21 protein-coding genes are annotated in these 21,161 nt (G+C 31.7%); 8 read left to right on the plus strand and 13 right to left on the minus strand.

Going from position 1 to position 21,161, the window contains the following annotated elements; genetic code table 11:
- The first annotated feature begins 54 nt into the window (after window positions 1-54).
- The gene (locus ACKGJI_RS00165; protein ID WP_458700554.1) at window positions 55-1,695 is read left to right on the plus strand and encodes a CTP synthase; all 1,641 of its coding nucleotides are present in this window, start codon (window positions 55-57) and stop codon (window positions 1,693-1,695) included.
- Window positions 1,688-3,271 carry a single-stranded-DNA-specific exonuclease RecJ gene (gene recJ, locus ACKGJI_RS00170; RefSeq protein ID WP_458700555.1) on the plus strand — a complete coding sequence of 528 codons (1,584 nt, stop codon included), beginning with the start codon at window positions 1,688-1,690 and terminating at the stop codon, window positions 3,269-3,271. Before ACKGJI_RS00165 ends, recJ begins: the two co-directional genes overlap by 8 nt.
- Here the strand turns inward: recJ and ACKGJI_RS00175 are convergent.
- Genes ACKGJI_RS00175 through ACKGJI_RS00185 form a run of 3 tightly spaced genes read right to left on the minus strand, consistent with a single transcriptional unit; the run spans window position 3,268 to window position 5,658 of the window.
- Complete coding sequence (locus ACKGJI_RS00175; RefSeq protein WP_458700556.1) at window positions 3,268-3,918, minus strand: protein-L-isoaspartate(D-aspartate) O-methyltransferase; 651 nt, start codon at window positions 3,916-3,918, stop codon at window positions 3,268-3,270. The two genes, recJ and ACKGJI_RS00175, sit on opposite strands and share 4 nt — an antisense overlap.
- Window positions 3,918-4,646: a carbon-nitrogen hydrolase family protein gene (locus ACKGJI_RS00180; protein ID WP_458700557.1), complete on the minus strand. Its 729-nt coding sequence runs from the start codon at window positions 4,644-4,646 to the stop codon at window positions 3,918-3,920. Before ACKGJI_RS00180 ends, ACKGJI_RS00175 begins: the two co-directional genes overlap by 1 nt.
- Complete coding sequence (locus ACKGJI_RS00185; protein ID WP_458700558.1) at window positions 4,636-5,658, minus strand: ribonucleotide-diphosphate reductase subunit beta; 1,023 nt, start codon at window positions 5,656-5,658, stop codon at window positions 4,636-4,638. The genes ACKGJI_RS00180 and ACKGJI_RS00185 overlap by 11 nt, the downstream gene beginning before the upstream one ends.
- 174 nt (window positions 5,659-5,832) lie before the next feature.
- On the opposite strand from ACKGJI_RS00185, the gene ACKGJI_RS00190 reads away from it, so the two are divergent.
- From ACKGJI_RS00190 to ACKGJI_RS00205, 4 genes are all read left to right on the plus strand, one after another.
- Entirely contained in the window at window positions 5,833-6,498 is a 666-nt protein-coding gene (locus ACKGJI_RS00190) for a Crp/Fnr family transcriptional regulator (RefSeq protein WP_458700559.1), read from the plus strand.
- A 98-nt stretch (window positions 6,499-6,596) separates the two neighbouring features.
- Window positions 6,597-7,043 (plus strand): Hsp20/alpha crystallin family protein, encoded by a 447-nt coding sequence (locus ACKGJI_RS00195; protein WP_458700560.1) that lies wholly within the window; start codon window positions 6,597-6,599, stop codon window positions 7,041-7,043.
- Window positions 7,044-7,064: 21 nt separating this feature from the next.
- Window positions 7,065-7,490, plus strand: a complete 426-nt coding sequence (locus ACKGJI_RS00200; RefSeq protein WP_458700561.1) for an Hsp20/alpha crystallin family protein — start codon at window positions 7,065-7,067, stop codon at window positions 7,488-7,490.
- A gap of 43 nt (window positions 7,491-7,533) precedes the next feature.
- The gene (locus ACKGJI_RS00205; RefSeq protein ID WP_458700562.1) at window positions 7,534-8,103 is read left to right on the plus strand and encodes an Hsp20/alpha crystallin family protein; all 570 of its coding nucleotides are present in this window, start codon (window positions 7,534-7,536) and stop codon (window positions 8,101-8,103) included.
- Here ACKGJI_RS00205 and ACKGJI_RS00210 read toward each other — a convergent pair.
- The 7 genes from ACKGJI_RS00210 to purB form a co-directional block, all read right to left on the minus strand.
- Complete coding sequence (locus ACKGJI_RS00210) at window positions 8,100-8,792, minus strand: anaerobic ribonucleoside-triphosphate reductase activating protein (protein ID WP_458700563.1); 693 nt, start codon at window positions 8,790-8,792, stop codon at window positions 8,100-8,102. The genes ACKGJI_RS00205 and ACKGJI_RS00210 overlap by 4 nt on opposite strands.
- Window positions 8,773-8,931, minus strand: coding sequence for an anaerobic ribonucleoside-triphosphate reductase (gene nrdD / locus ACKGJI_RS00215; RefSeq protein WP_458700564.1), 159 nt, complete (start codon window positions 8,929-8,931; stop codon window positions 8,773-8,775). Before nrdD ends, ACKGJI_RS00210 begins: the two co-directional genes overlap by 20 nt.
- Window positions 8,924-11,032, minus strand: a complete 2,109-nt coding sequence (locus ACKGJI_RS00220; protein WP_458700565.1) for a ribonucleoside triphosphate reductase — start codon at window positions 11,030-11,032, stop codon at window positions 8,924-8,926. The genes nrdD and ACKGJI_RS00220 overlap by 8 nt, the downstream gene beginning before the upstream one ends.
- Window positions 11,033-11,430: 398 nt before the next feature.
- Window positions 11,431-12,405 carry a YhdH/YhfP family quinone oxidoreductase gene (locus ACKGJI_RS00225; protein ID WP_458700566.1) on the minus strand — a complete coding sequence of 325 codons (975 nt, stop codon included), beginning with the start codon at window positions 12,403-12,405 and terminating at the stop codon, window positions 11,431-11,433.
- Between the two features lie 349 nt (window positions 12,406-12,754).
- Window positions 12,755-13,156 carry an ACT domain-containing protein gene (locus tag ACKGJI_RS00230; RefSeq protein ID WP_458700567.1) on the minus strand — a complete coding sequence of 134 codons (402 nt, stop codon included), beginning with the start codon at window positions 13,154-13,156 and terminating at the stop codon, window positions 12,755-12,757.
- Between the two features lie 34 nt (window positions 13,157-13,190).
- Window positions 13,191-15,554, minus strand: coding sequence for a ribonucleoside-diphosphate reductase subunit alpha (locus tag ACKGJI_RS00235; protein ID WP_458701667.1), 2,364 nt, complete (start codon window positions 15,552-15,554; stop codon window positions 13,191-13,193).
- A 3-nt stretch (window positions 15,555-15,557) separates the two neighbouring features.
- Window positions 15,558-16,889 (minus strand): adenylosuccinate lyase, encoded by a 1,332-nt coding sequence (gene purB / locus ACKGJI_RS00240; RefSeq protein ID WP_458700568.1) that lies wholly within the window; start codon window positions 16,887-16,889, stop codon window positions 15,558-15,560.
- 268 nt (window positions 16,890-17,157) lie between these two features.
- On the opposite strand from purB, the gene ACKGJI_RS00245 reads away from it, so the two are divergent.
- Window positions 17,158-18,081 carry an RluA family pseudouridine synthase gene (locus ACKGJI_RS00245; protein ID WP_458700569.1) on the plus strand — a complete coding sequence of 308 codons (924 nt, stop codon included), beginning with the start codon at window positions 17,158-17,160 and terminating at the stop codon, window positions 18,079-18,081.
- Window positions 18,047-18,652 carry a fumarylacetoacetate hydrolase family protein gene (locus ACKGJI_RS00250; RefSeq protein ID WP_458700570.1) on the plus strand — a complete coding sequence of 202 codons (606 nt, stop codon included), beginning with the start codon at window positions 18,047-18,049 and terminating at the stop codon, window positions 18,650-18,652. Before ACKGJI_RS00245 ends, ACKGJI_RS00250 begins: the two co-directional genes overlap by 35 nt.
- Before the next feature lie 105 nt (window positions 18,653-18,757).
- Here ACKGJI_RS00250 and rlmN read toward each other — a convergent pair whose 3' ends face one another.
- The 3 genes from rlmN to hisF are packed head-to-tail and all read right to left on the minus strand — an operon-like array spanning window position 18,758 to window position 21,136.
- Entirely contained in the window at window positions 18,758-19,840 is a 1,083-nt protein-coding gene (rlmN, locus tag ACKGJI_RS00255) for a 23S rRNA (adenine(2503)-C(2))-methyltransferase RlmN (protein WP_458700571.1), read from the minus strand.
- Complete coding sequence (locus ACKGJI_RS00260) at window positions 19,827-20,372, minus strand: phosphorylase family protein (protein WP_458700572.1); 546 nt, start codon at window positions 20,370-20,372, stop codon at window positions 19,827-19,829. Before ACKGJI_RS00260 ends, rlmN begins: the two co-directional genes overlap by 14 nt.
- Window positions 20,369-21,136 carry an imidazole glycerol phosphate synthase subunit HisF gene (hisF, locus tag ACKGJI_RS00265; protein WP_458700573.1) on the minus strand — a complete coding sequence of 256 codons (768 nt, stop codon included), beginning with the start codon at window positions 21,134-21,136 and terminating at the stop codon, window positions 20,369-20,371. Before hisF ends, ACKGJI_RS00260 begins: the two co-directional genes overlap by 4 nt.
- Window positions 21,137-21,161: the final 25 nt, after the last annotated feature.

Raw genomic sequence — 21,161 nt, forward strand, 5'->3', positions numbered from 1 at the left:
TTTATTATGTTATTGTTGATATAATATAATAAAAAAATACAGGGATATAGTCACATGAGCAAAAAAGAGACAAAATATATATTTGTAACAGGTGGAGTGTTAAGCTCGCTTGGGAAGGGAATTGCGGCTGCTAGTATAGCAACTTTGTTAAAACATAGCGGATTAAAAGTTAGTATATTAAAAGCAGATCCATACATCAATGTTGATCCAGGAACTATGAGTCCACTTGAGCACGGAGAGGTTTTTGTAACTAATGATGGAGCTGAAACTGACCTAGACTTAGGGCATTATGAGAGATTTTTAGATGAAGATTTATCTCAAAACAACAACTTTACAACAGGAAAAGTTTACTCTTCAGTAATTGAAAAAGAAAGAAGAGGAGATTATCTTGGAAAAACTATTCAAGTTATCCCTCATATCGTAAATGAAATTGCTGATAGGATTAAAAAAGCTGGAGAGGGAAAAGATATTTTAATCGTTGAAATTGGCGGAACTGTTGGAGACATAGAAGGACTTCCGTTTTTAGAAGCTATTAGGTCTTTAAGAAGTGAAGTGGGAAGAAAAAGAGCCATGTTTATTCACTTAACATTGATTCCTTATATAAAAGTTGCAGGCGAATTAAAAACAAAACCAACACAACACTCTGTTCAAGAATTAAGAAGAATTGGAATTAGTCCTGATATTTTGATTTGTAGAAGTGAAAAACCTCTGCCAAAAGAGTTAAAAAATAAACTCGCTTTTTCATGTGGAGTTGAGAGAAACTCTGTGATTGAATCAAGTGATGCTAGAACAATCTATAAAGTGCCATTGAATTTTCAAAAAGAAAATATACTAGAGCCAATTGCAGAAATTTTAGATTTGGGTGAGCTTAAACCAAACATGGATGAGTGGGATTCTTTGGTAAAAAGGGTAATTGCTCCTAGAAGTGAGCTTACAATAGGATTTGTTGGAAAGTATCTTGATTTGAAAGAGGCATACAAGTCTTTGACTGAATCTTTTATCCATGCTGGAGCTCATTTGGATGCAAAAGTGAATCTAAAATGGGTTGATTCAGAAGATATAGAAGAAAAAGGTGCTGGAGAGTTTTTAAGCGATGTAGATGGCATCTTAGTAGCTGGTGGCTTTGGTCACAGAGGTGTTGAAGGTAAAATAGATGCTATTAGATATGCAAGAGAAAATAAAATCCCATTTTTAGGAATTTGTTTGGGAATGCAGTTGAGTCTTATTGAGTATGCAAGAAATGTCTTAGGCATAAGTGATGCAACTTCAGTTGAGTTTGATAAAGATACAAAATCACCTATTGTTTATCTCATAGATAACTTTTTAGATGCTTCAGGAAACAAACAAGTAAGAACTCATACAAGCCCGCTTGGTGGAACTATGAGATTAGGCTCTTACAGATGTGATACAAAGGCTGGTTCACTTCTAAGAGAGGTTTATGAGGGCAAAAAAGTTATACACGAAAGACATAGACACAGATACGAAGCAAATCCAAGTTACAGAGATGCTTTTGAAAAAGCTGGGATGATAGTAAGTGGAGAGAGTGATGGATTGATTGAAGTTGTTGAAATCAAAGATCATCCATGGTTTTTAGCTGTTCAATTTCATCCTGAATTTACTTCAAGATTAACTGCGCCAAATAGAGTTTTACTCTCTTTTTGTGATGCAGCATTAAAATCAAATAAAGATGGGTAGGTTACTAAGTAAAGAAGATGTAAGGAATATATTAGCAAATAGATTTAAAGATGATACATGTAAAAGTTTGGGGCAAATGCCTAGCCCAAAATCATTTAAAGATATATCTAAAGCATCTTCTAGGATAGTTGAGGCTATAAACAATAATGAAAGCATTGTTATAGTAGGTGATTACGATGTTGATGGAGTAGTGTCGTCAGTAATTTTAAGTGAATTTTTTGATGATATTGATGTTTCTTACTCTTTGATAATCCCAAATAGATTTAGTGATGGATATGGATTAAATCCTGAGATAGTAAAAAAAGTAGACGCCAATGTAATCATCACAGTTGATAATGGCATAAGTGCAGTTGAAGCTGCACAGCATTGTAAAGAAAAAGGTATAGATTTAATTATTACAGACCACCATACCGTACCTTCAGAAGTTCCTGATGCTTATGCAATAGTAAATCCAAAACAAGATGATTGTGATTTTCCAAATTGTGAGATTTGTGGAGCTCAAGTTGCGTGGTATTTAGTAGCTGCTTTAAAAGAAAAACTAGGGCTCAAAACTTATGATCTTTCTAAATTTTTAGACCTTTTAAGTGTGGCAATTATAGCTGATATGATGGAATTAAAAGATATGAACAGAGTAATGGTCCTAAGAGGTATAAAAGCTCTTAATTGCTCAAACAGAATTCCTTTCATTGCTATAAAAGAGTATTTTGGAAAAGATATTTTAGAAGGAGATGATATCTCTTTTCTTATAGCTCCACTCATAAATAGCTCAGGCAGAATGGAAGATGCAATTTATTCTTATGAGTTTTTAAAATCAACAAACCTTGAAGATGCTATGGATAAACTAGAATACATAGTTCATCTAAACAATAGTAGAAAAGATGAAGAAAAAGCTCTATTTGAAGCGTCACTAGAACAAATAAGTGATGATGAAAATATCATCGTAGTTTGGGGCGAAGATTGGCATGAAGGTGTTATTGGGATAGTAGCATCAAGATTATCTAAAAAGTTTAAAAAACCAGCTATTGTATTTTCTATAAAAGATGATTTTGCAAAAGGAAGTGCTAGAAGTGTTGGTGAAATTGATATACTTTCTTTGATTCAATCTCAAGAAGATTTACTTTTAGGTTTTGGAGGACACAAAGGGGCTGCTGGAGTTGCTTTGAAAAAAGAAATGCTACCAAAATTTAAAAGTCAAATGATTAAAGCTTGTGAAAACTTAACCCCAAAAGAACTTGAAGCTGGAAGTGATGTTTTAGGAGAGCTTTGTTTAAAAGATATAGATTTTGAGCTTTTAGAGATTTTAGAAGAGTTTGAGCCATATGGACAAAAAAATCCAAAACCAAATTTTATACTTAAAGATGCTATGGTTAAGGTTGATAAAATCATAGGTAGAGACGGAAGGCATTTGAAGCTTATACTTCAAAAAGAAAATCACTCTATTGAGTCTTTATTTTTTAATTATGATGTGGATATAAGAAGAGGAGACAGGGTTGAGCTTGTATTTAGTGTTTCTAAAAACACTTACAGAGGACTTGTAACACCTCAACTTCTTATCAAACAAATTAGTATAGTTTAAAAAGATTTACCATCTTTGACAGGTACAAAAAGGCAATCATCTAACTCTTCTACATGTAGAGTGTTATTTGTCTTTTTGTATCTTGTGATTATCTGTTTTTCACCTTTTTCAATGGGAGCTACTAAAATACCTCCATCTTTTAATTGTTCAAAGATTTTATCTGGAACTTTTGGAGTTGAAGCAGAAAACAGAATTCTATCAAATGGTGCAAATTCTCTCCATCCATTTTGACCATCATCAAATCTTGTGTGAATATTGTATATATTTAAGTCTTTAAATCTCTGTTTAGCTTCTAAAAGTAATCTCTCAATCCTTTCAATCGTAAAAACTCTTCTTATGATTTTGCTTAGAACTATTGCTTGATAACCACTTCCACAACCAATTTCTAAAACACTATCAGCTCCCTTTGGTTTTAGGGCTTGAGTCATTTTAGCAACTGTTAAAGGAGAGCTTATCCATTGGTTTGCAACCATTGGTAAAGCTTCTAATTTATATGCATGTCTTATAAATCCTTTTGGCACAAAATGCTCTCTTTCGCTTAAACAAATTGCTTTGTATACCTCATCATCCAAGTGAATTACTTTTTTTATCTCATCAGCCATTTTTTTGCATTTTTGAAGTTTTATTTTACTACTAAAATCACTCATTATAGTCCTATATTCACGTATCTTCTCATTTTTTTTATTTCTCTTGAGTCAAAATTTTTTTTGATGATAAAAGATGAATCATCCCTATAAATATCACCAAAGGGAGTTATTATGCCACTGCTACTAGCCATGCTTTCATCACTACTATTTGAAACTATTACAAAGGCTTGATTTGCTATAGCAAGAGCTGTGCTAAGTGCTTTTAGATGCTCTTTTCTTGGCATTCCCCAAAAAGACGGAATCAAGATAACATCAGCACCAGATATTCTATCCCAAAGCTTGGTAAATCTCAACTCAAAACATATGAGTGTAGCAATTTTTATTCCTTTTATTTCTACTGTTTGTATCTCTTCTTCTTTCCCACTTGTGAAATATTTTGGCTCATCTCCTAGAGGAAAAAGTTTTGCTTTTGCTCTTTTTTGTACTATTTTTCCATAAGAAAATATATATAGGTTATTTAGATATTTGTCATTTTCTTTTTCGATTAGTGTTAAAGCTAAAGTTCTATCTTTAGATAGCTCTAATAGTTTTGGTATCGCTTCTTTGCTAAACTGGGCTGATATATCTAGGCTATCATATTTGTATCCACTAAGACAAAGCTCAGGTGCAAGTATGATAGAATCTTCTTTTGTTAGCTTGATAAGTCTTAAAAGAGTCTTGAAATTTTCTTCAAGACTCCTGTTTTCGTAGTTAAATTGAAGTGCAACAAGTGTAGGATTAAAAGTCATCAAAAGATAGACTTCCTTTTGAATAGTTAGTTACATTTCCTTCAAAAAAGTTTGTTTTTTGTTCATTAAATTTTGAAAAGTCATCAACCCATTTTATAGGGTGGCTTGCATTGTACATTTTTTCGTATCCAACAGCACTTAATCGCTCATCAATTAGGTAGTGAATGTATTCTTCAATGATATCATCAGTAAATCCCATAACTTGATTTTGAGTTATGTATTGTCCCCACTCAATCTCTAGCTCTCCTGCTTTTTTAAACATGTCAAAAACTTTAGCTTTAAGCTCATCTGTAAAAAGCTCAGGTCTTTCTTTTCTAACAGAATTTATCATGTTTTGAAAAAGTAGTAGATGAGTTATCTCATCTCTTTGGATAAATCTAATCATTTGAGCACTTCCTAACATTCTTCCTGCACGAGCTAGAGCATAGATTGCAGTGAAGCCTGCATAAAAGTAAATACCTTCTAAGATTTGGTTTGCAAACATAGCTAAAACAAGTTTTTCATCTGTTACATCTCCAGCTAATTCTTCATAAACACTAGAAATGTAATCATTTTTACGTCTTAAAACATCATCATGCTTTTCCATCTCATAAATTAAATCAGTATTATCACAAATGGCTTCAACCATAACTGCATAACTTTTTGAGTGATTTGCTTCTTCGTAAGCTTGTCTTGCAAGTAAGGCATTGATTTCAGGAGCTGTAATATAAGGATTGATGTTATCAGCTAAATTATTTGTTTGAAAACTATCCATACTAATTAGCTGAGACCAAACTAAATCATACATTCTTTTCTCTGCATCTGTTAAATTTTTGTTGTAATCAATCACATCTTTTGTTGTATCAACTTCTTTTGGAAACCAAGTATTTGCTTCCATCATATCCCATAGATTTAAAGCCCAAGTATATTTTGCTTTTGTAAAATTAAGAATTCCATGAGGATTTCCACCAAATACCCTTCTTTCATTTAAATTTTCATTTGAATTTGGGTTATATATTCTTTTTCTGTTCATTTAATTGTCCCCTTTTTACTGAACAAGTCCAGCAAAAATTCCCCGCGACTCTTGTGAAGTAAAACGGTTGCATAGCAATCACTCTCTTCGAGAAAGCACGAAGTAAACTTCTGTAAGTTTCATTTTGCTGTGTCTTTTATTTTATTTTATCTAAAATTATATATAATTGTTATTATGAAACAATATGAAGTAAAAATATTTAACAACCTAAATGATTCACTAAAAGATGAGATTAACAAACACGCAGAACTGATATCTTTTAAAAAAGGTGAGTATGTTTTCAATGCTGAAGATGCTATGAAAAATTTTTATATATTTTTAAGTGGAAAAGTAAAAATATATCAAATAAATCTAGAAAACGCAAAAGAGCAAACAATTTTTATACTTACCTTAGGAGATATGTACGATACAATCAGCTTACTTGATGGAAAACCTCACGACGTAATAAGTGAAATTTTAGAAGATGGAGAAGCTCTTAGGATTCCTGTTAAAAAAGTTAGAGAGTGGATAGGAACAAACCCAACTTTCAACAAAATTTTCTTTCCATATTTAGCAAAACAGATGAGAAGCGTAGAAGAGTTAGCAACTGATCTTTCGCTTTATAGTACTTCAGAGCGTTTAATAAAATTGATTTTAAAAAACATCACACCAAATGGAGTAAAATCACTACTTCACAACCTCTCAAGAACTGAAATCGCTAGTCTTATTGGGACTGTTAGACATGTTGTAGATAGACATATAAATGAGCTAAAAGAAGACAATGCGATAGAAGTAAAACGAAAACAAATTATCATCAAAGATATACAAAAATTGATAAAGAAACTAAATTTTTTAGAGTAATGCAACTAAAGTAGCAAAACTTTTTTTTCTTCCATGATAAAATTTCATCAAAGTTAAGTCAATAAGACTAAGAAATATTGCTTTGAAGGAGGAATATCATGTTATTAACAAGATTTGAACCAATGAGAGAATTAAGAGAGTTAAGAAAAGGTTTTGAGTATATGAACTCAATTATGAATGAGTTAGAAGGTCAAGGAAGTGAAGTTGGTATATCTTCTTTTGTTCCATCAGTAAACTCAAGAGAGGCAAAAGATGCTTATCACATCGAGATTGATTTACCAGGAATTAAAAAAGATGATATCTCAATAGATATTAAAGACAATGTTTTAACAGTAAGTGGAGAGAGAAAAGTAAGAGATGAGATTAGTGAAGACTCTTACTACAAGGTAGAAAGCAGTTATGGAAAATTTATAAGAAGTTTTACTCTACCAAAAAATGTAGATGTCGATAAGATTGAAGCAAACAGTGAAAATGGAGTTCTTGAAATCAAGATTCCAAAACAAGAAGTTATAAAAGACCAACCTAAAAAGATAAAAATTAAATAAAAATTTTCTAGGAGGTGTGACATGGATATTGTAAAAAGTACAAATGACATAAGCTCAAAAATTGAAGAAAAATTTGAGAAGGGTTTAGAGAAGACAAAAGAAATTTTTACAAATGTTGCAAGTCATCTTCCTTTCGCGAATTTTGGTAAAAAAAATTCTGATGTTTACAACATCGAAGTTGATTTGCCAGGTGTAAAAAAAGAGGATATTGAGTTAAAAGTTGAAGATAAATATCTTCAAGTAAATGCCGTAAGACACATGAAAAAAGAGGTTAAAGAAGAAGATTATTATCTTCTAAGCAGTCACTTTGGAAAGATTTCTAGGGTATTTGTTCTTCCTGATGGAATTAACAAAGATAGTATAAAAGCTAAGTTTGAAGATGGAAGATTATACATAGAAATCGAAAAAGAAGAATCTAAAAAAGCAAAAGTTATAAGTATAAAATAAGCTCTACATGTAGAGCTTAAGTACTTATTTTAAGGAGGGAGCCATGAAAAGTTATAAAAATATATTATATGCGATTGTTGCACTTCTTGTACTTATTGTAGGATTACAGGGGTATTATATATATAAATTAAATGAAAAAAGTGAGCCTGTAATTGCCCAACATGTGATAGATTCGTCTAAGCTTCCTTTAGATAAGTTTCAAGGAGCTAATCCATTTGAAGATATGATAAAAATGCAAAAAGAAATGGATAAGCTATTTAATTCTATGAGTTCTAATTTTGCGACAATTCCTGAATTTGAGAAATTTTTTAAAGATATGAGCATTTCACCAGCACTTGATTTAAAAGATTTGGGTGATAAGTACGAATTAAACCTAAATATACCAGGAAGTGATGAAAATAGCATAAATATAGATGTAAAAGACAACCAGCTAAAAGTAGAAGCAAAAACTTCAAAAGACAACAGTAAAAAAAGCGATAACTACATCTATAAAGAGATCTTTTCTGGCTCTTTTTCAAGGGTATTAACCCTCCCAAATGATGCAGATGCAAGTAAATTAAAAAGTGATTATAAAGATGGAGTTTTAAAGATAACTATCCCTAAGAAGGATTAATTCCTAAACTCTATTTGTAGTTCTTGTGATAGTTTTGATTTATCTAAAATAGCAGTAGGAGGGTTTGTCTCTCCTATTGTGTCTTCTACATGTAGATAGTTTTGAATGTAGTAAGTGTTGTTGTATTTTCTTTTTGTTAAATCTTTTATGATGTTATTTATGTCTTCTTCATTGATTAAATCAGGGTGAACAGTTGTTCTTGCTTCAAAAGGGAAGTTTTTTTCTATGAGTAAATCTAGTGTTTTATAAAATTGTTCAATATGTTTATTTTTTGTTATATCATTAAATTTATAAGCAGGCGCTTTATAATCAAGTGATATAAAATCAACTAGATTAAAATCAATAAGCTCTTTTATCACATTTGGGTTTAATCCATTTGTATCTATTTTTATATCAAATCCAAGCTCTTTTATCTCTTCACAAAGTTCAATTATGTGTGGATTTAATGTACACTCTCCACCACTTAAAACAACTCCATCAAGACGACCTATTCTTGTTTTTAAAAAATCCAAAATCTCTTGGTTTGTATATTTGCCCTCACCTAGAACAATCTCTTTGTTGTAGCAGTAAGGGCAACGCATATTGCATTTGGCAAACCAAATTATACATGCTAAATGATCTTTAAAATCAAGCGTAGTAAATTTGGTTATGTCAAATGCACTTTTATGCTCAAGAAAGTTTTTCTTCAAACTTTACTCTCTCTTTGTGTTCACCAATTTTACCTATGTTGAAACTCTCAACAGGGCGATGGTAACCCATAACTCTAGTGTAAACTATACACTTTGTTCTTCTGTCTTCTAGCTTCTTGAGTACTTCTTCTTTACTCATCTTCTAACTCCTTTTCATATTGTTTTATCAATTCTTCATCACACATTGGACAAAATTCATGTTCTCCACTAATGTAGCCATGTTTTTCACACACTGAAAAAACAGGAGTGATTGTAAGGTATGGCATACGATAATTTGTTATTACATTTTTTATCATTTTTCTACAAGCTTCAACTGAGCTAATTCTTTCTTTCATATATAAATGAAGTACTGTTCCTCCAGTGTAAGCGCATTGTAAATCATCTTGTAAATCTAGTGCTTCAAAAGGATCAGCTGTATAATCAGCAGGCAGTTGAGTAGAGTTTGTATAGTAGATATTTTCTCCACTTCCTGCTTGGATTATATCAGGAAATCTTTTTTTATCTTCTTTAGCAAAACGATAAGTTGTACCCTCTGCTGGAGTTGCTTCTAGGTTATATAAATTACCAGTTTCTTCTTGATATGCTACCATTTTTTTTCGCATGAACTCTATGATTTTACTAGCAAGTTCCATTCCATATTCATCTGCTATATTATGTTTGTCATCACTAAAATTTCTTATCATTTCATTTACACCATTGATACCAATGGTTGAGAAGTGATTTGCAAATCCAGGAAGATATCTTTTTGTATATGGATAAAGTCCTCTTTCATACATCTCTTGAACAAATACTCTTTTTTTCTCAAGAGTAGATTTTGCTAAATCCATAAGATATTCTATCTTGTCAAAAAGTGCTTTTTCATCACTCTTGTGAAGATAACCAAGTCTAGCCATATTTAGAGTTACTACTCCAATACTTCCTGTCATCTCAGCACTTCCAAAAAGTCCTCCACCTCTTTTTAGCAACTCTCTTAAGTCAAGTTGCAATCTACAGCACATACTTCTTACATTGCCAGGTTTATAAGCATCAGGATCTTCTACTAAGTTTCCATTTTCATCTCTTTTGTATTGACTTCCTATAAAGTTTTGAAAATAAGATGATCCAATCTTTGCTGTATTCTCAAAAAGTATATCGGTATTTTCTCCATACCAATCAAAATCTTCTGTTATATTAACAGTAGGAATTGGAAAAGTAAAAGGTTGGCCTGTTTTATCACCTTCAGTCATAACTTCGTAATATGCTTTATTTATGAGGTTCATCTCTTTTTGAAAATATTTATAAGTCATCTCTTCTAAAGAGTTAGCACCTCTATTTTTTGCTTCTTCTAAGAGTTTTTTATCTTCAATGCCCTTAAAAAGGTGAATATCATTACATGTAGGAATTTGACCAGCCAAATCAGTAGGTACTGTCCAGTCAATTGTTATATTGGTAAATGGACTTTGTCCCCAACGAGCTGGAACATTTAAGTTGTATACAAAGCTTCTTATAGCTTTTTTTATCTCTTTATATGATAAATTGTCTTTAAAAACATAAGGAGCAAGGTATGTATCAAAAGAGCTAAATGCTTGAGCACCAGCCCACTCACTTTGAAGTATTCCTAAAAAGTTTGCCATTTGACCTAGTGCTTCTCTAAAGTGTCTTGGCGGGCGAGATTCAACTCTTCCTCTAACACCATTAAATCCTTCATTTAGAAGCGCTCGAAGACTCCATCCCGCACAATAAGCAGTTAAACAATCAAGGTCATGTATATGATAGTCTCCATTTCTATGTGCAAAGCCCTCTTCTTTTGAGTAGATTTTATCAAGCCAGTAATTTGCTATGATTTTACCTGCTGTGTTATTTACAAGTCCGGCGTTTGAATATCCAGTATTAGAATTTGCTTTTATTCGCCAATCGCTTCCACCGATATATTCTTCTATCGTTTGAGTTGAATTTACAAAAGTAGTATCCTCATTTAGCCCTGCTACATGTTCTCTTTGCATTTTGTGAGTGTGTCTGTATATCATAAATGAGCGCATTACATCAAAATATCTTGCTTTATAAAGTTCTTGTTCTATCAAATCTTGTATATCTTCAACTGCTGCTACTCTTTTTGTGTCTAGTACACTCATAACATTTTTAAATACGCTTTCATCATAAGTTACTCTAACACTTTTAAAAGCTTTTTTAATCGCATCTTCTATTTTAAAAGCTTGAAAATCCTCAGTTGAGCCATCTCGTTTTAGTATTTTAGTAAGCATAACTTTCCTATTTGTTTTGGGGGTTAATTTAGTGCGATTATACTAAATGAAATTTAAACTAAAACTTAAAAATAAGTGCGTAACAGTTTTGTCACAACTAAGAAATAGCAAAAATAGCAAAAATTACTTAAAAGGTATAGATACTATAAAAACGATTATAATAAGCTAATTAAAAATATAAACTTAAAAAATATAAATAAATATATAATTAAGTTAAAAATTTTTATAAAGTTTAACTTTGTTAAAAGAGCCTAATCAAGAGTACTTTTTCGATATGAATAATTTTTTTTATGAAATGTTAAAAATTTATACATTATTTTTTTTATTTTAATAATATAAAGATAATAGTAACAAAAAAGTTATGGAGTAAATTGTTAAATTTACTCCATATAACAAGATTAGTCTATTTTTATAACAGCTCTTCCACTGCTATTGCCTGCTAGCATATCATCAATGAGTTTTGGTAACTCTTCTAGTGTGTGTTCGTGAATCAAATCATCAAGGTTTATTTTCCATTCGTTTGATAGCATGTTCCATATACTGATTCTTTGTTCACTTTTTAATTCTGCAGAATCAATTCCAAGTAAATTAACACCTCTTAAAATAAATGGAAAAACTGTTGTATTTAAAGATGGCGAGCCTACCAATCCACATATAGCAACACTTCCTTCTGGTTTTATTTGTTTTAGGATTTCTTCTAAAAGCTCTCCTCCAACAACATCAATACACCCATCATAAACAGGTTTTAAAAGCGGTCTTTTAGGGTTTTTTTCTATGCTATCTACTACTTTACTAGCTCCAAGTTTTTTTAGAAATTCTACTTTATCGCTTTTTCTACTAAGAGCACTTACTTCAAATCCAAGATGAGATAGTAGCTTTACACTAAAGCTTCCAACAGCTCCGCTAGAACCTGTAACTAAAATACTATCAGCTTTTTTCGCTCCATTTGCTATTAGTTTATAAACACCAATAGCAGAAGTTATTCCAGCAGTTCCAATTGCAGCAGCTTCTTTTAGGCTAAGAGTATCAGGAAGTGGTACAATCCACTCTTTTGGAACGCTTATATACTCGCTAAATGCTCCGTTTGTATTCATTCCTAAATCAAAACTAGTAACAATAACCTCATCACCTACTTTTATGTCATCACAATTACTTCGCTCAACAATACCAGCTGCATCAATTCCAGGTGTGTGAGGGTAGTTTCTAGTAACTCCTTTATTGCCACTTGCACTTAATGCATCTTTAAAATTTAGAGCGCTATATTTTACTCTTACAAGTATATCGTTTTTGTCCAAATCAACTAGAGGTAATTCTTTGATTTGTTTAGTAAATTTACCATCAATCTCTTCTACATGTAAAGCTTTATATGTCATATAAATATCCTTTTTTATTTATGGGCACCTCTAAAAACCCTAAAAGGTCCCAGAGGGAAGAAAAAAGATGAGATTGTAAAAAATCTTTTTTGAAGTGTAGCCGTAGCTACGGTGATAAAAAGTTTTTTGCAAGATCGCTTTTTTTATCCCTCCCGTAGGGCTTTTCATAGAGAGTAGTACTCGGCGTTAGATAACCTTCAATGTAGCTATGGCTACACTGAAGAACATCTGCCTTGATTACAACTCTCTATGAAAAGCTGAGACCATTTAGGGTTATTAGAGGTGCCCTTATTTTAACATATATAGCATATCTTTACAAATCATGAAAAACCATATGTAGTGAGTAATGTTAGTTGCTAAGTTCCTTTAGGGCTTTCATAGCTAAATTAGCTTTATTCTTTGGTACAAATATGTGATCATGATAGTAACCAGCTACTACATTTGCAGATATATTATAAGATGTCAATGCTTTAGAAAATGTAGCCGTTAATCCAACAGCTTCTAAACTAGAGTGTATTTCTAATGTGATTTTATTAAACACACCATCATATGCAATTTTATTTGCATCTGCTTTTTCTTTTTTGATTATTAGGGTTATGCCCTCTTTTTCAATAAATGTTCCAATTGGCTCTAAGTCTATGATATCTTTGGTTATTTTTGAAGTTTTTTTTGTACAAAAAACATAATCAGTTTCATCTAAAATTGGGTGCATCTCTTTTAGCAATAATTTTAAATCAACTATACCAGCCATAATTTATCCTCAATCAATAATAAAAGAAAGTTGCCTATTGGCAACCTTCACACTCCATACTTCTATCTGCAACATCAATCTTGCTCTCTGGAGATTGGCTTCTTAGGTAGTATGTAGATTTAATTCCTAGTTTCCACCCTAGCATATATATGTCATTTAAGTATTTCCCACTTGCTTTATCTAGAGTTATAAATATATTTAAACTTTGTCCTTGGTCTATCCATTTTTGTCTGATTGCTCCAGCTTTTATTAGTACTCTTTGGTCTAGTTCATATGCTGGAGTATAGTAGCTCCAAGTATCAGGGCTTAGATTTGGAACAACTACAGGAATCATTCCAGATAGATTTTCTTCAAACCATTTTCTTTTATAAACAGGTTCAATTGCTTGGGTGGTTCCTACCAGTATAGAAATTGAACTTGTTGGTGCAATGGCCATAAGATATCCATTTCTCATACCAAATTCTTTTACTTTTTTTCGTAAATCTTCCCAATTGTATGTGTATCCAAAAAGACCACCTCTATCTACTAGCTTTTTAGCTTCTTCGTTTGCAACATCTATTGGGAAAATTCCCCTACTCCATTTTGAGCCTTCAAATTCAGGATATTTTCCTTTTTCTACTGCTAAATTTGATGATGCATTGATAGCATTGTAACTAATAGCTTCCATAATTTCATCAATTTTACTAAAATGCTCATAGCTTCCCCACTCTATACCATGTTCAGCCAGCATTTGAGCTTCACCCATAACTCCAAGACCTATAGAGCGAGATTTTAGGTTTGTATTTTTTACTTTTGCATGAGGATAAAAGTTCAAATCGATTACATTATCAAGCATCCTAATAGCAATTGGCACAACTCTTTCAATATCCTCTTTTGTATTTATTTTAGAAAGATTTACACTCGCAAGGTTACATACAGCAGTTTTGCCTTCAATCATCTCTTTTTCAACTATGAAAATCTTTTTGCCATTTATACTATCAAGAGCAGTTATTTTTTTTGCTGGTTTTTCTATACCACTATCTACTTTGACTAAATCACTCTCTTCATATAATTCTACACTTTTATCTTCATAAACTATTTTTATTTTGTAGTGATTTGGCTCAGTATTTTGAAAAATTTCTGTACATAAATTTGAACTTCTAATAAAACCAGTATGATCATTTGGATTTACTCTATTTGCATTGTCTTTAAAGCATAAAAATGGATTTCCTGTTTCAAAAAGTTCAGTTAAAATCTTTTTCCATAACTCTTTAGCTTTTACTCTTTCTTTTGCTATATTTGGATCGTTTTCATACTCTACATATCTTTTTTCAAATTCCTCACCATGAAGTGTAGATAAATCATTTACTTCACAAGGATCAAAAAGTGTCCATATCTCATCAGCCTCTGCTCTTTTCATAAACAAATCATTGATCCAAAGAGCAGGGAATAAATCATGAGCTCTTCTTCTTTCTTCTCCAGAATTTTTCTTTAAATCCAAAAAGTCAGCTATATCCATGTGCCAAGGCTCAATATAAACTGCAATTGCACCTTTTCTTGTTCCTAACTGATCAACTGCTATTGCTATATCATTTGTTATTTTTAAAAATGGGATAATTCCTCCAGCAGCATTTTTGTGTCCATCAATGCTTCCCCCCATACTTCTAACAAGGTTCCAATCCCAACCAATTCCTCCACCAAACTTACTAAGTAAGCTCATCTCTTTGTAGCTATCAAATATGCCTTCAATATTATCAGGAGTACTTCCAATATAGCATGAGCTTAGTTGGTGTCTGTGTGTTCTTGCATTTGAGAGGGTTGGAGTTGCAAGCATGACTTCAAATTTTGAAATCAAGTCATAAAACTTTTTAGCCCAATCTTGACAGTTCAATTCATTTTGAGCTAAAAACATTGCTATTGCCATAAACATATGTTGTGGTAGTTCTATGGGATTTCCTTGTTTGTCTTTTAAAAGATATCTATCATATAGAGTTTTCATTCCAAGATAGTTAAATTGTAAATCTCTTTCAGGCTTTATATAATCATTTAAATCATCTAAATCATATTTTTCTTTTAATCCTAAAACAAGTCTTCCTTCTTTCTCTCCTCTTTGGAAATACTCTCTTAAATGAGAATACCCACTGTATTGATTAACTCTATGATATAAATCATATAAAAAAAGTCTAGCTGCAACAAATGTCCAATTTGGTCTATCAATATCTATTTTATCAACAGCAGTTTTTATAAGTGTTGCTTGAATCTCTTTTGTTGTTATCATATTTCTAAATTGAATCTTTGCATCAACTTCAAGTTCGCTTTGACTTACATTTTCAAGGCCTTCTACTGCACGGCTAGTATGCTTTTGAATTTTTGAGATATCTAATGCTTCAGTTCTTCCATTTCTTTTTTGTACAGTTATCATTTATTCTCCAAATACTCTTGTAAAAATTTTATCAACATTTTTTGTGTAATAATCATAATTAAAACACTCTCTTATCTGTTCTTCGCTCAATTTTTCTCTTAATTCTTTATCATTTAGTAAATGATTTAGATATAGGCTTTCACCTTTTTCATTAATGCTAGGTTTTCCTTTTTGGATTTCTTCCCAAACTTTCATGGCATTTCTTTGAACAATTTTATATGCATCTTCTCTACTTACCCCAGCTTTTGGAAGTTCAAGAAGAACTCTTTGTGAAAATACTAAACCACCAGTCAAATTTAAATTTTTCATCATATTTTCTGGCATTACGGTTAGGTTGGCAATGACATTATTCATGCGATGAAGCATAAAATCAGTTGTTATAAAACTATCAGGTAGCCAAAATCTCTCTGTGCTGCTATGGCTTATATCTCTTTCATGCCAAAGAGCTACATTTTCCATTGCTGGATTTGCATAAGCCCTTATGATTCTTGCTAGTCCTGTTATGTTTTCAGTTAATATAGGATTTCTTTTATGAGGCATAGCAGAGCTTCCTTTTTGCCCTTTTGCAAAAAATTCTTCACACTCATAAACCTCAGTTCTTTGCCAATGTCTTACTTGCACTGCAAACTTTTCTATACTAGAAGCTAGAAGAGCAAGTGTTGTTGCTAGTCTTGCGTATCTGTCTCTTTGGATTACCTGGTTCGAAACAGGAGCTGGTTTTAGTCCTAACTCTTCCATTGCATACTCTTCAAGTTCAAGTGGAGCATGAGCAAAATTACCCATAGCGCCGCTTATTTGGCCAACTGCAATGACTTCCATTGTTTCTTCAAGGTTTTTAAGATGTCTCGCCATTTCATCATACCAAACAGCAAGTACTAATCCAAAAGTAATTGGTTCTCCATGTATCCCGTGGCTTCTTCCTACCATCAATGTCATCTTATGTTCATATGCTCTTTTTTTGATACTTTCCATAAGCATTTTAGTGTCTTCTATGATAATTTCTAGAGAGTTTTTCATCTGAAGAGCAACACCAGTATCAACAGCATCACTGCTTGTCATTCCATAGTGAAACCATCTGCTCTCTTCTCCTAAGCTTTCACTAACACTTGTGTTAAAAGCTATGAGGTCATGTTTTGTAACTGCTTCAATCTCTTCTATTCTTTCAACACTAAACTTTGCATTTTCTACTATCTTTTTACAATCTTCATCAGGGATAAGTCCAAGTTTATTCCAAGCTTTGACTACAGCTTTTTCTACATCTAGCCATGCTTGATATCTTGCTTCTTGTGTCCAGTTTTTTTTCATCTCTTCTCTAGCATATCTCTCTACCATTTGTTATCCTTGTGAAGTATTTATGTTATAATTTTCTATTATTATATTAGGGTAATTCAAGTTTAAGTTTTATATCAACTTTTATCTCATTCTCAAAAATGCATCCTTGCATTTTTTCCGAGGCTTTAGACTATTTGTGCGTCCTTGCACAAACAAACGTCCCAAGAACCGATAAAAGTTGATATAAAACTTAAATTTGAATTGCTCTAATTCTTTATATAAGATATAGATTTTATCTAAAAAATTGTTATAAAAAGGTTAATCAGTTTTGGCATATGTCACAAAAAAGTTTTTTCAAAAAACACAAAAAAAAATCTTAAGAATATTGATGGATGAATTAAATATATCAGTTCATAAAGCTCAAAGACTAATTGATAGAAAAAGAGTATTTGTAGATGGAAAACTTTTTGAAAACAAAAGTGCAGAAGTTTTTGGGGAGATTGAAGTTGTTGTTTTTGAGCCAAATCCTTTGGGACTTAAACCAGTTTTTGAAACTGAAGATTTTGCAGTTTTTGAAAAGCCAAGTGGAGTACTAGTTCATCCAAGAAAAAGAGAAGAAGTACAAACACTAAATGATGATATAAAATATCTTTTTGGAGATACTGCTAATGCAGCACATAGGATAGATAAAGAAACGAGCGGATTGGTTATAGTTGGAAAAAACAAAAAAAGCGAAATAGAATTAAAACAACTTTTTGAAGATAAAAAAGTGCATAAGGAGTATTTGGCTTTAGTGGTGGGTAAAATAGAAAAGCCATTGGAAATTGATGCAAAGTTAAAAGTTGGCTCAGAAACTTCAAAAATAAAAATAAAAGTACATGTAGATGAACGAGGAAAAAAATCAATTACAAATATTGTGCCTATAAAGTATGATGATAAACTAGATGTAACACTGGTAAAAGCAATTCCAAAAACAGGTAGACAACATCAAATAAGAGCTCATTTGTTCCACGTGAAACATAATATTCTTGGAGATACACTCTATGGAGTTGATGAGGATTTTGCAGATAGATTTTTAAGCAAAGAAGTTTCTTATGATGAGAGACTAAAAGTAACAAAAGCATCAAGGTTAATGCTTCATGCTAGTAGGATAAAATTTGACTATAAAGATAAAGAGTATGATATAATATCAGATATTGATATACAGAAGGATTTTTATGAAAAGTGTAAACTACAATCAAAAGAAAGTTAAACCGAGTAAAATTGTTTGTGTAGGAAGAAACTATGTAGAACATATAAAAGAGCTAGGAAATGAAGTCCCTACTTCTATGGTAATTTTTCTCAAACCAAACTCTTCTATTTCTGATATACTCTCTACATGTAAAGACAAAATCCACTATGAAGCAGAAATTTCTTTTTTAGTTGAAAACAACAGTTTAAAGGGGGTTGCTGTTGGACTTGACTTAACAAAAAGAGAAATACAATCAAAATTAAAAGAAAAAGGTCTTCCTTGGGAGAGAGCTAAAGCTTTTGATGGCGCAGCATTATTTAGTGATTTTGTAGATTTTGAAGATGCAAGTTCTTTACATGTAAGATTGTACATAAATGATGAGCTTGTACAAGATGGTGGGGTTGAACTTATGATGTATAAGCCAAAAACTATTTTAGACGAAATTCAAAGCTTTATGAGTTTAGAAGATGGAGATATCATTATGAGTGGAACTCCTAAAGGTGTTGGCGCAGTAAAAAGTGGAGATAAATTTGTTGGCGAGATACTAGAGGGTGGAAAAGTTTTAGTAAAAAAAGAGTGGATAGTTAGTTAAGTACCTAACTATCCTTCTTGTCCATAAATAAAACTTTTATCATCCCCCCAACGCCAATTATAACTACAACAGCTAAAAATGCAACTTGTCCCCAATCTAACATTGTCATTCTTGATCCTTTAATTCCATATCCGTTTTTTCTTTTAGCTGCCCACAAGCTGCACTTATATCAAGTCCTTTTGATTGTCTAATAGTACATAATACTCCATGGTCTATTAAGTATTGTTGAAATGCTTGAACATCTTTAGTACTAGGTCTATCAAACTCGCTTCCTATATGAGGATTAAAATAGATAAGATTTACTTTTGCTTTTATTCCATGTAAAAGTTTAACTAATTTTTTAGCACTCTTTATATCATCATTTACATTTTTCATGACTAAGTACTCAAACATTATTCTTTTTCTTGCATCTATTGGAAAGTTTTTTACTGCATTTATAATTGATTCTATATTGTAAGCTTTGTTAATTGGCATTAACTTTTCTCTTAATTCATCATCAACTGCATGTAGTGAAATTGCCAAAAGAACTCCTAGATCCATTTTTCCTAATTTTTCTATTTGACTACTTAATCCACTAGTCGAAATTGTTTGCCTTCTTGGGCTTATTGCTAAACCATCTAAATCAGAAAAGATTTTAACTGCTTTTGATACATTTTTTATATTATCAAGTGGTTCACCCATACCCATATATACTATATTTACTCTTCTTTCTTGAGCTATATTATTATCTTTTTTTATTTCTAAAACTTGAGAAGTAATTTCTCCTGGTGTTAAATTTCGCTTGAAGCCTCCTTTTGCTGTTAAACAAAAGCTACAACCTATTTTACATCCTACCTGAGAAGATATGCATATAGTATATTTTGTGTGATGTATCCTTTTTCCATCTTCATCAATTTCCTCTTTTTTCATAGGAAGTAAAACTGATTCAACAGTGTATCCGTCATGCAATCTAAAAAGATATTTTTTGCTCTCATCACTACTAGTTTCCACTTTGACAATTTTTAGTGGTTTTAAAGTATATTTTTCTTCTAGTTCATCTCTTAATTGCTTCGGTAGATTTTTCATATCTTCAAATTTATCTGCATACTTATGATATATCCACTGATAAATTTGCTTCGCTCTAAAAGATGGTTTAATGATTTGTGATAATTCTTCTTTTGAAAAGTCAAGTATATTAATTTTTTGCAAGGTAATCCTTTGTATATTGTGTTAGTAATTGTTTTGCTTTTGTATGGTTTGAAATAAACTCTTCGTGAGCATTTTCATAACAGTAGTTAGTTATAATAAAGATTCCAGATACTGGTATACCGAACTCACGCCCTACACTAACGATTGAAAAAAATTCCATATTTTCAGCACTCAAACCTAACTTTAAAAACTCATTTGAACTATGTTTGTTTGTTGTTATATAGTTAGATGAGTTTATGATGTTTTTTGTTTCACGTGGAACATTATCTAGATTATCTGTGCTAATTGTATTTTTAAGTGGTGTATAGCATTTGTTTTCTAGATATCCAAGTTCTATATTTGAAGCTGTTTTTGAATGAATAATGTCAAAGATATTATGCTTTCCATAGCTTCCTGCACTTCCTACAAATAAAAATGAATCAGGTTTATTTGAGATAATTAATTTCGTAAGATTTATACTACTTTCTACTAACCCAACTCCAATAGGTTTTGCAAAATCAAATATCTCATTTCTTCCAGCACAAACTATCATAATCTAACAGCTACCCCCTCTTCTTTTAAGTATCGCTTTAAATCCATGATATCTATTTCTTTGAAGTGAAAAATACTAGCTGCAAGTGCTGCATCTGCATCATTTAAAAAAGCTTCTTTTATATGATCCATTGTTCCAGCACCACCACTTGCAATTACTGGAATATCTAGCATTTTACTCATTTTTGAAGTAAGTTCAATATCATATCCGTTTTTTACACCATCACAATCCATTGAAGTTAGAAGTATCTCTCCAGCACCTCTTTCTTGAACTTCCCTAGCCCAATCAAGAGCATCAAGTCCAGTATCAATTCTACCACCATTTATAAATACATTCCAGCTATCCCCTACTCTTTTAGCATCAATAGCAACAACTATGGTGGATGAGCCAAATCTTATAGAAGCTTCGTTTATGAAATCAGGATTTTTAATAGCATGAGAATTTATGCTTATCTTGTCACATCCTACATGTAAAAGTCTATAAATATCTTCAAGAGTCCTGATGCCTCCTCCAACTGTTAGAGGAATAAATACTTCTTTTGCTACTTTTTCTAGTATATCAACGATGGTGTCTCTTTTTTCATGAGTTGCAGTGATGTCTAAAAATGTTATCTCATCTGCACCTTCGTCATTATATCTTTTTGCAACTTCTACTGGATCACCAGCATCTTTGAGTCCTACAAAATTAACACCTTTTACAACTCTTCCATCTTTGATATCTAAACAAGGTATAATTCTTTTAGCAAAACTCGTTTTTTTATTCATAATTTTCTCCAAATTTTCTATGACC

The sequence above is a fragment of the Sulfurospirillum sp. 1307 genome, from assembly GCF_054408545.1.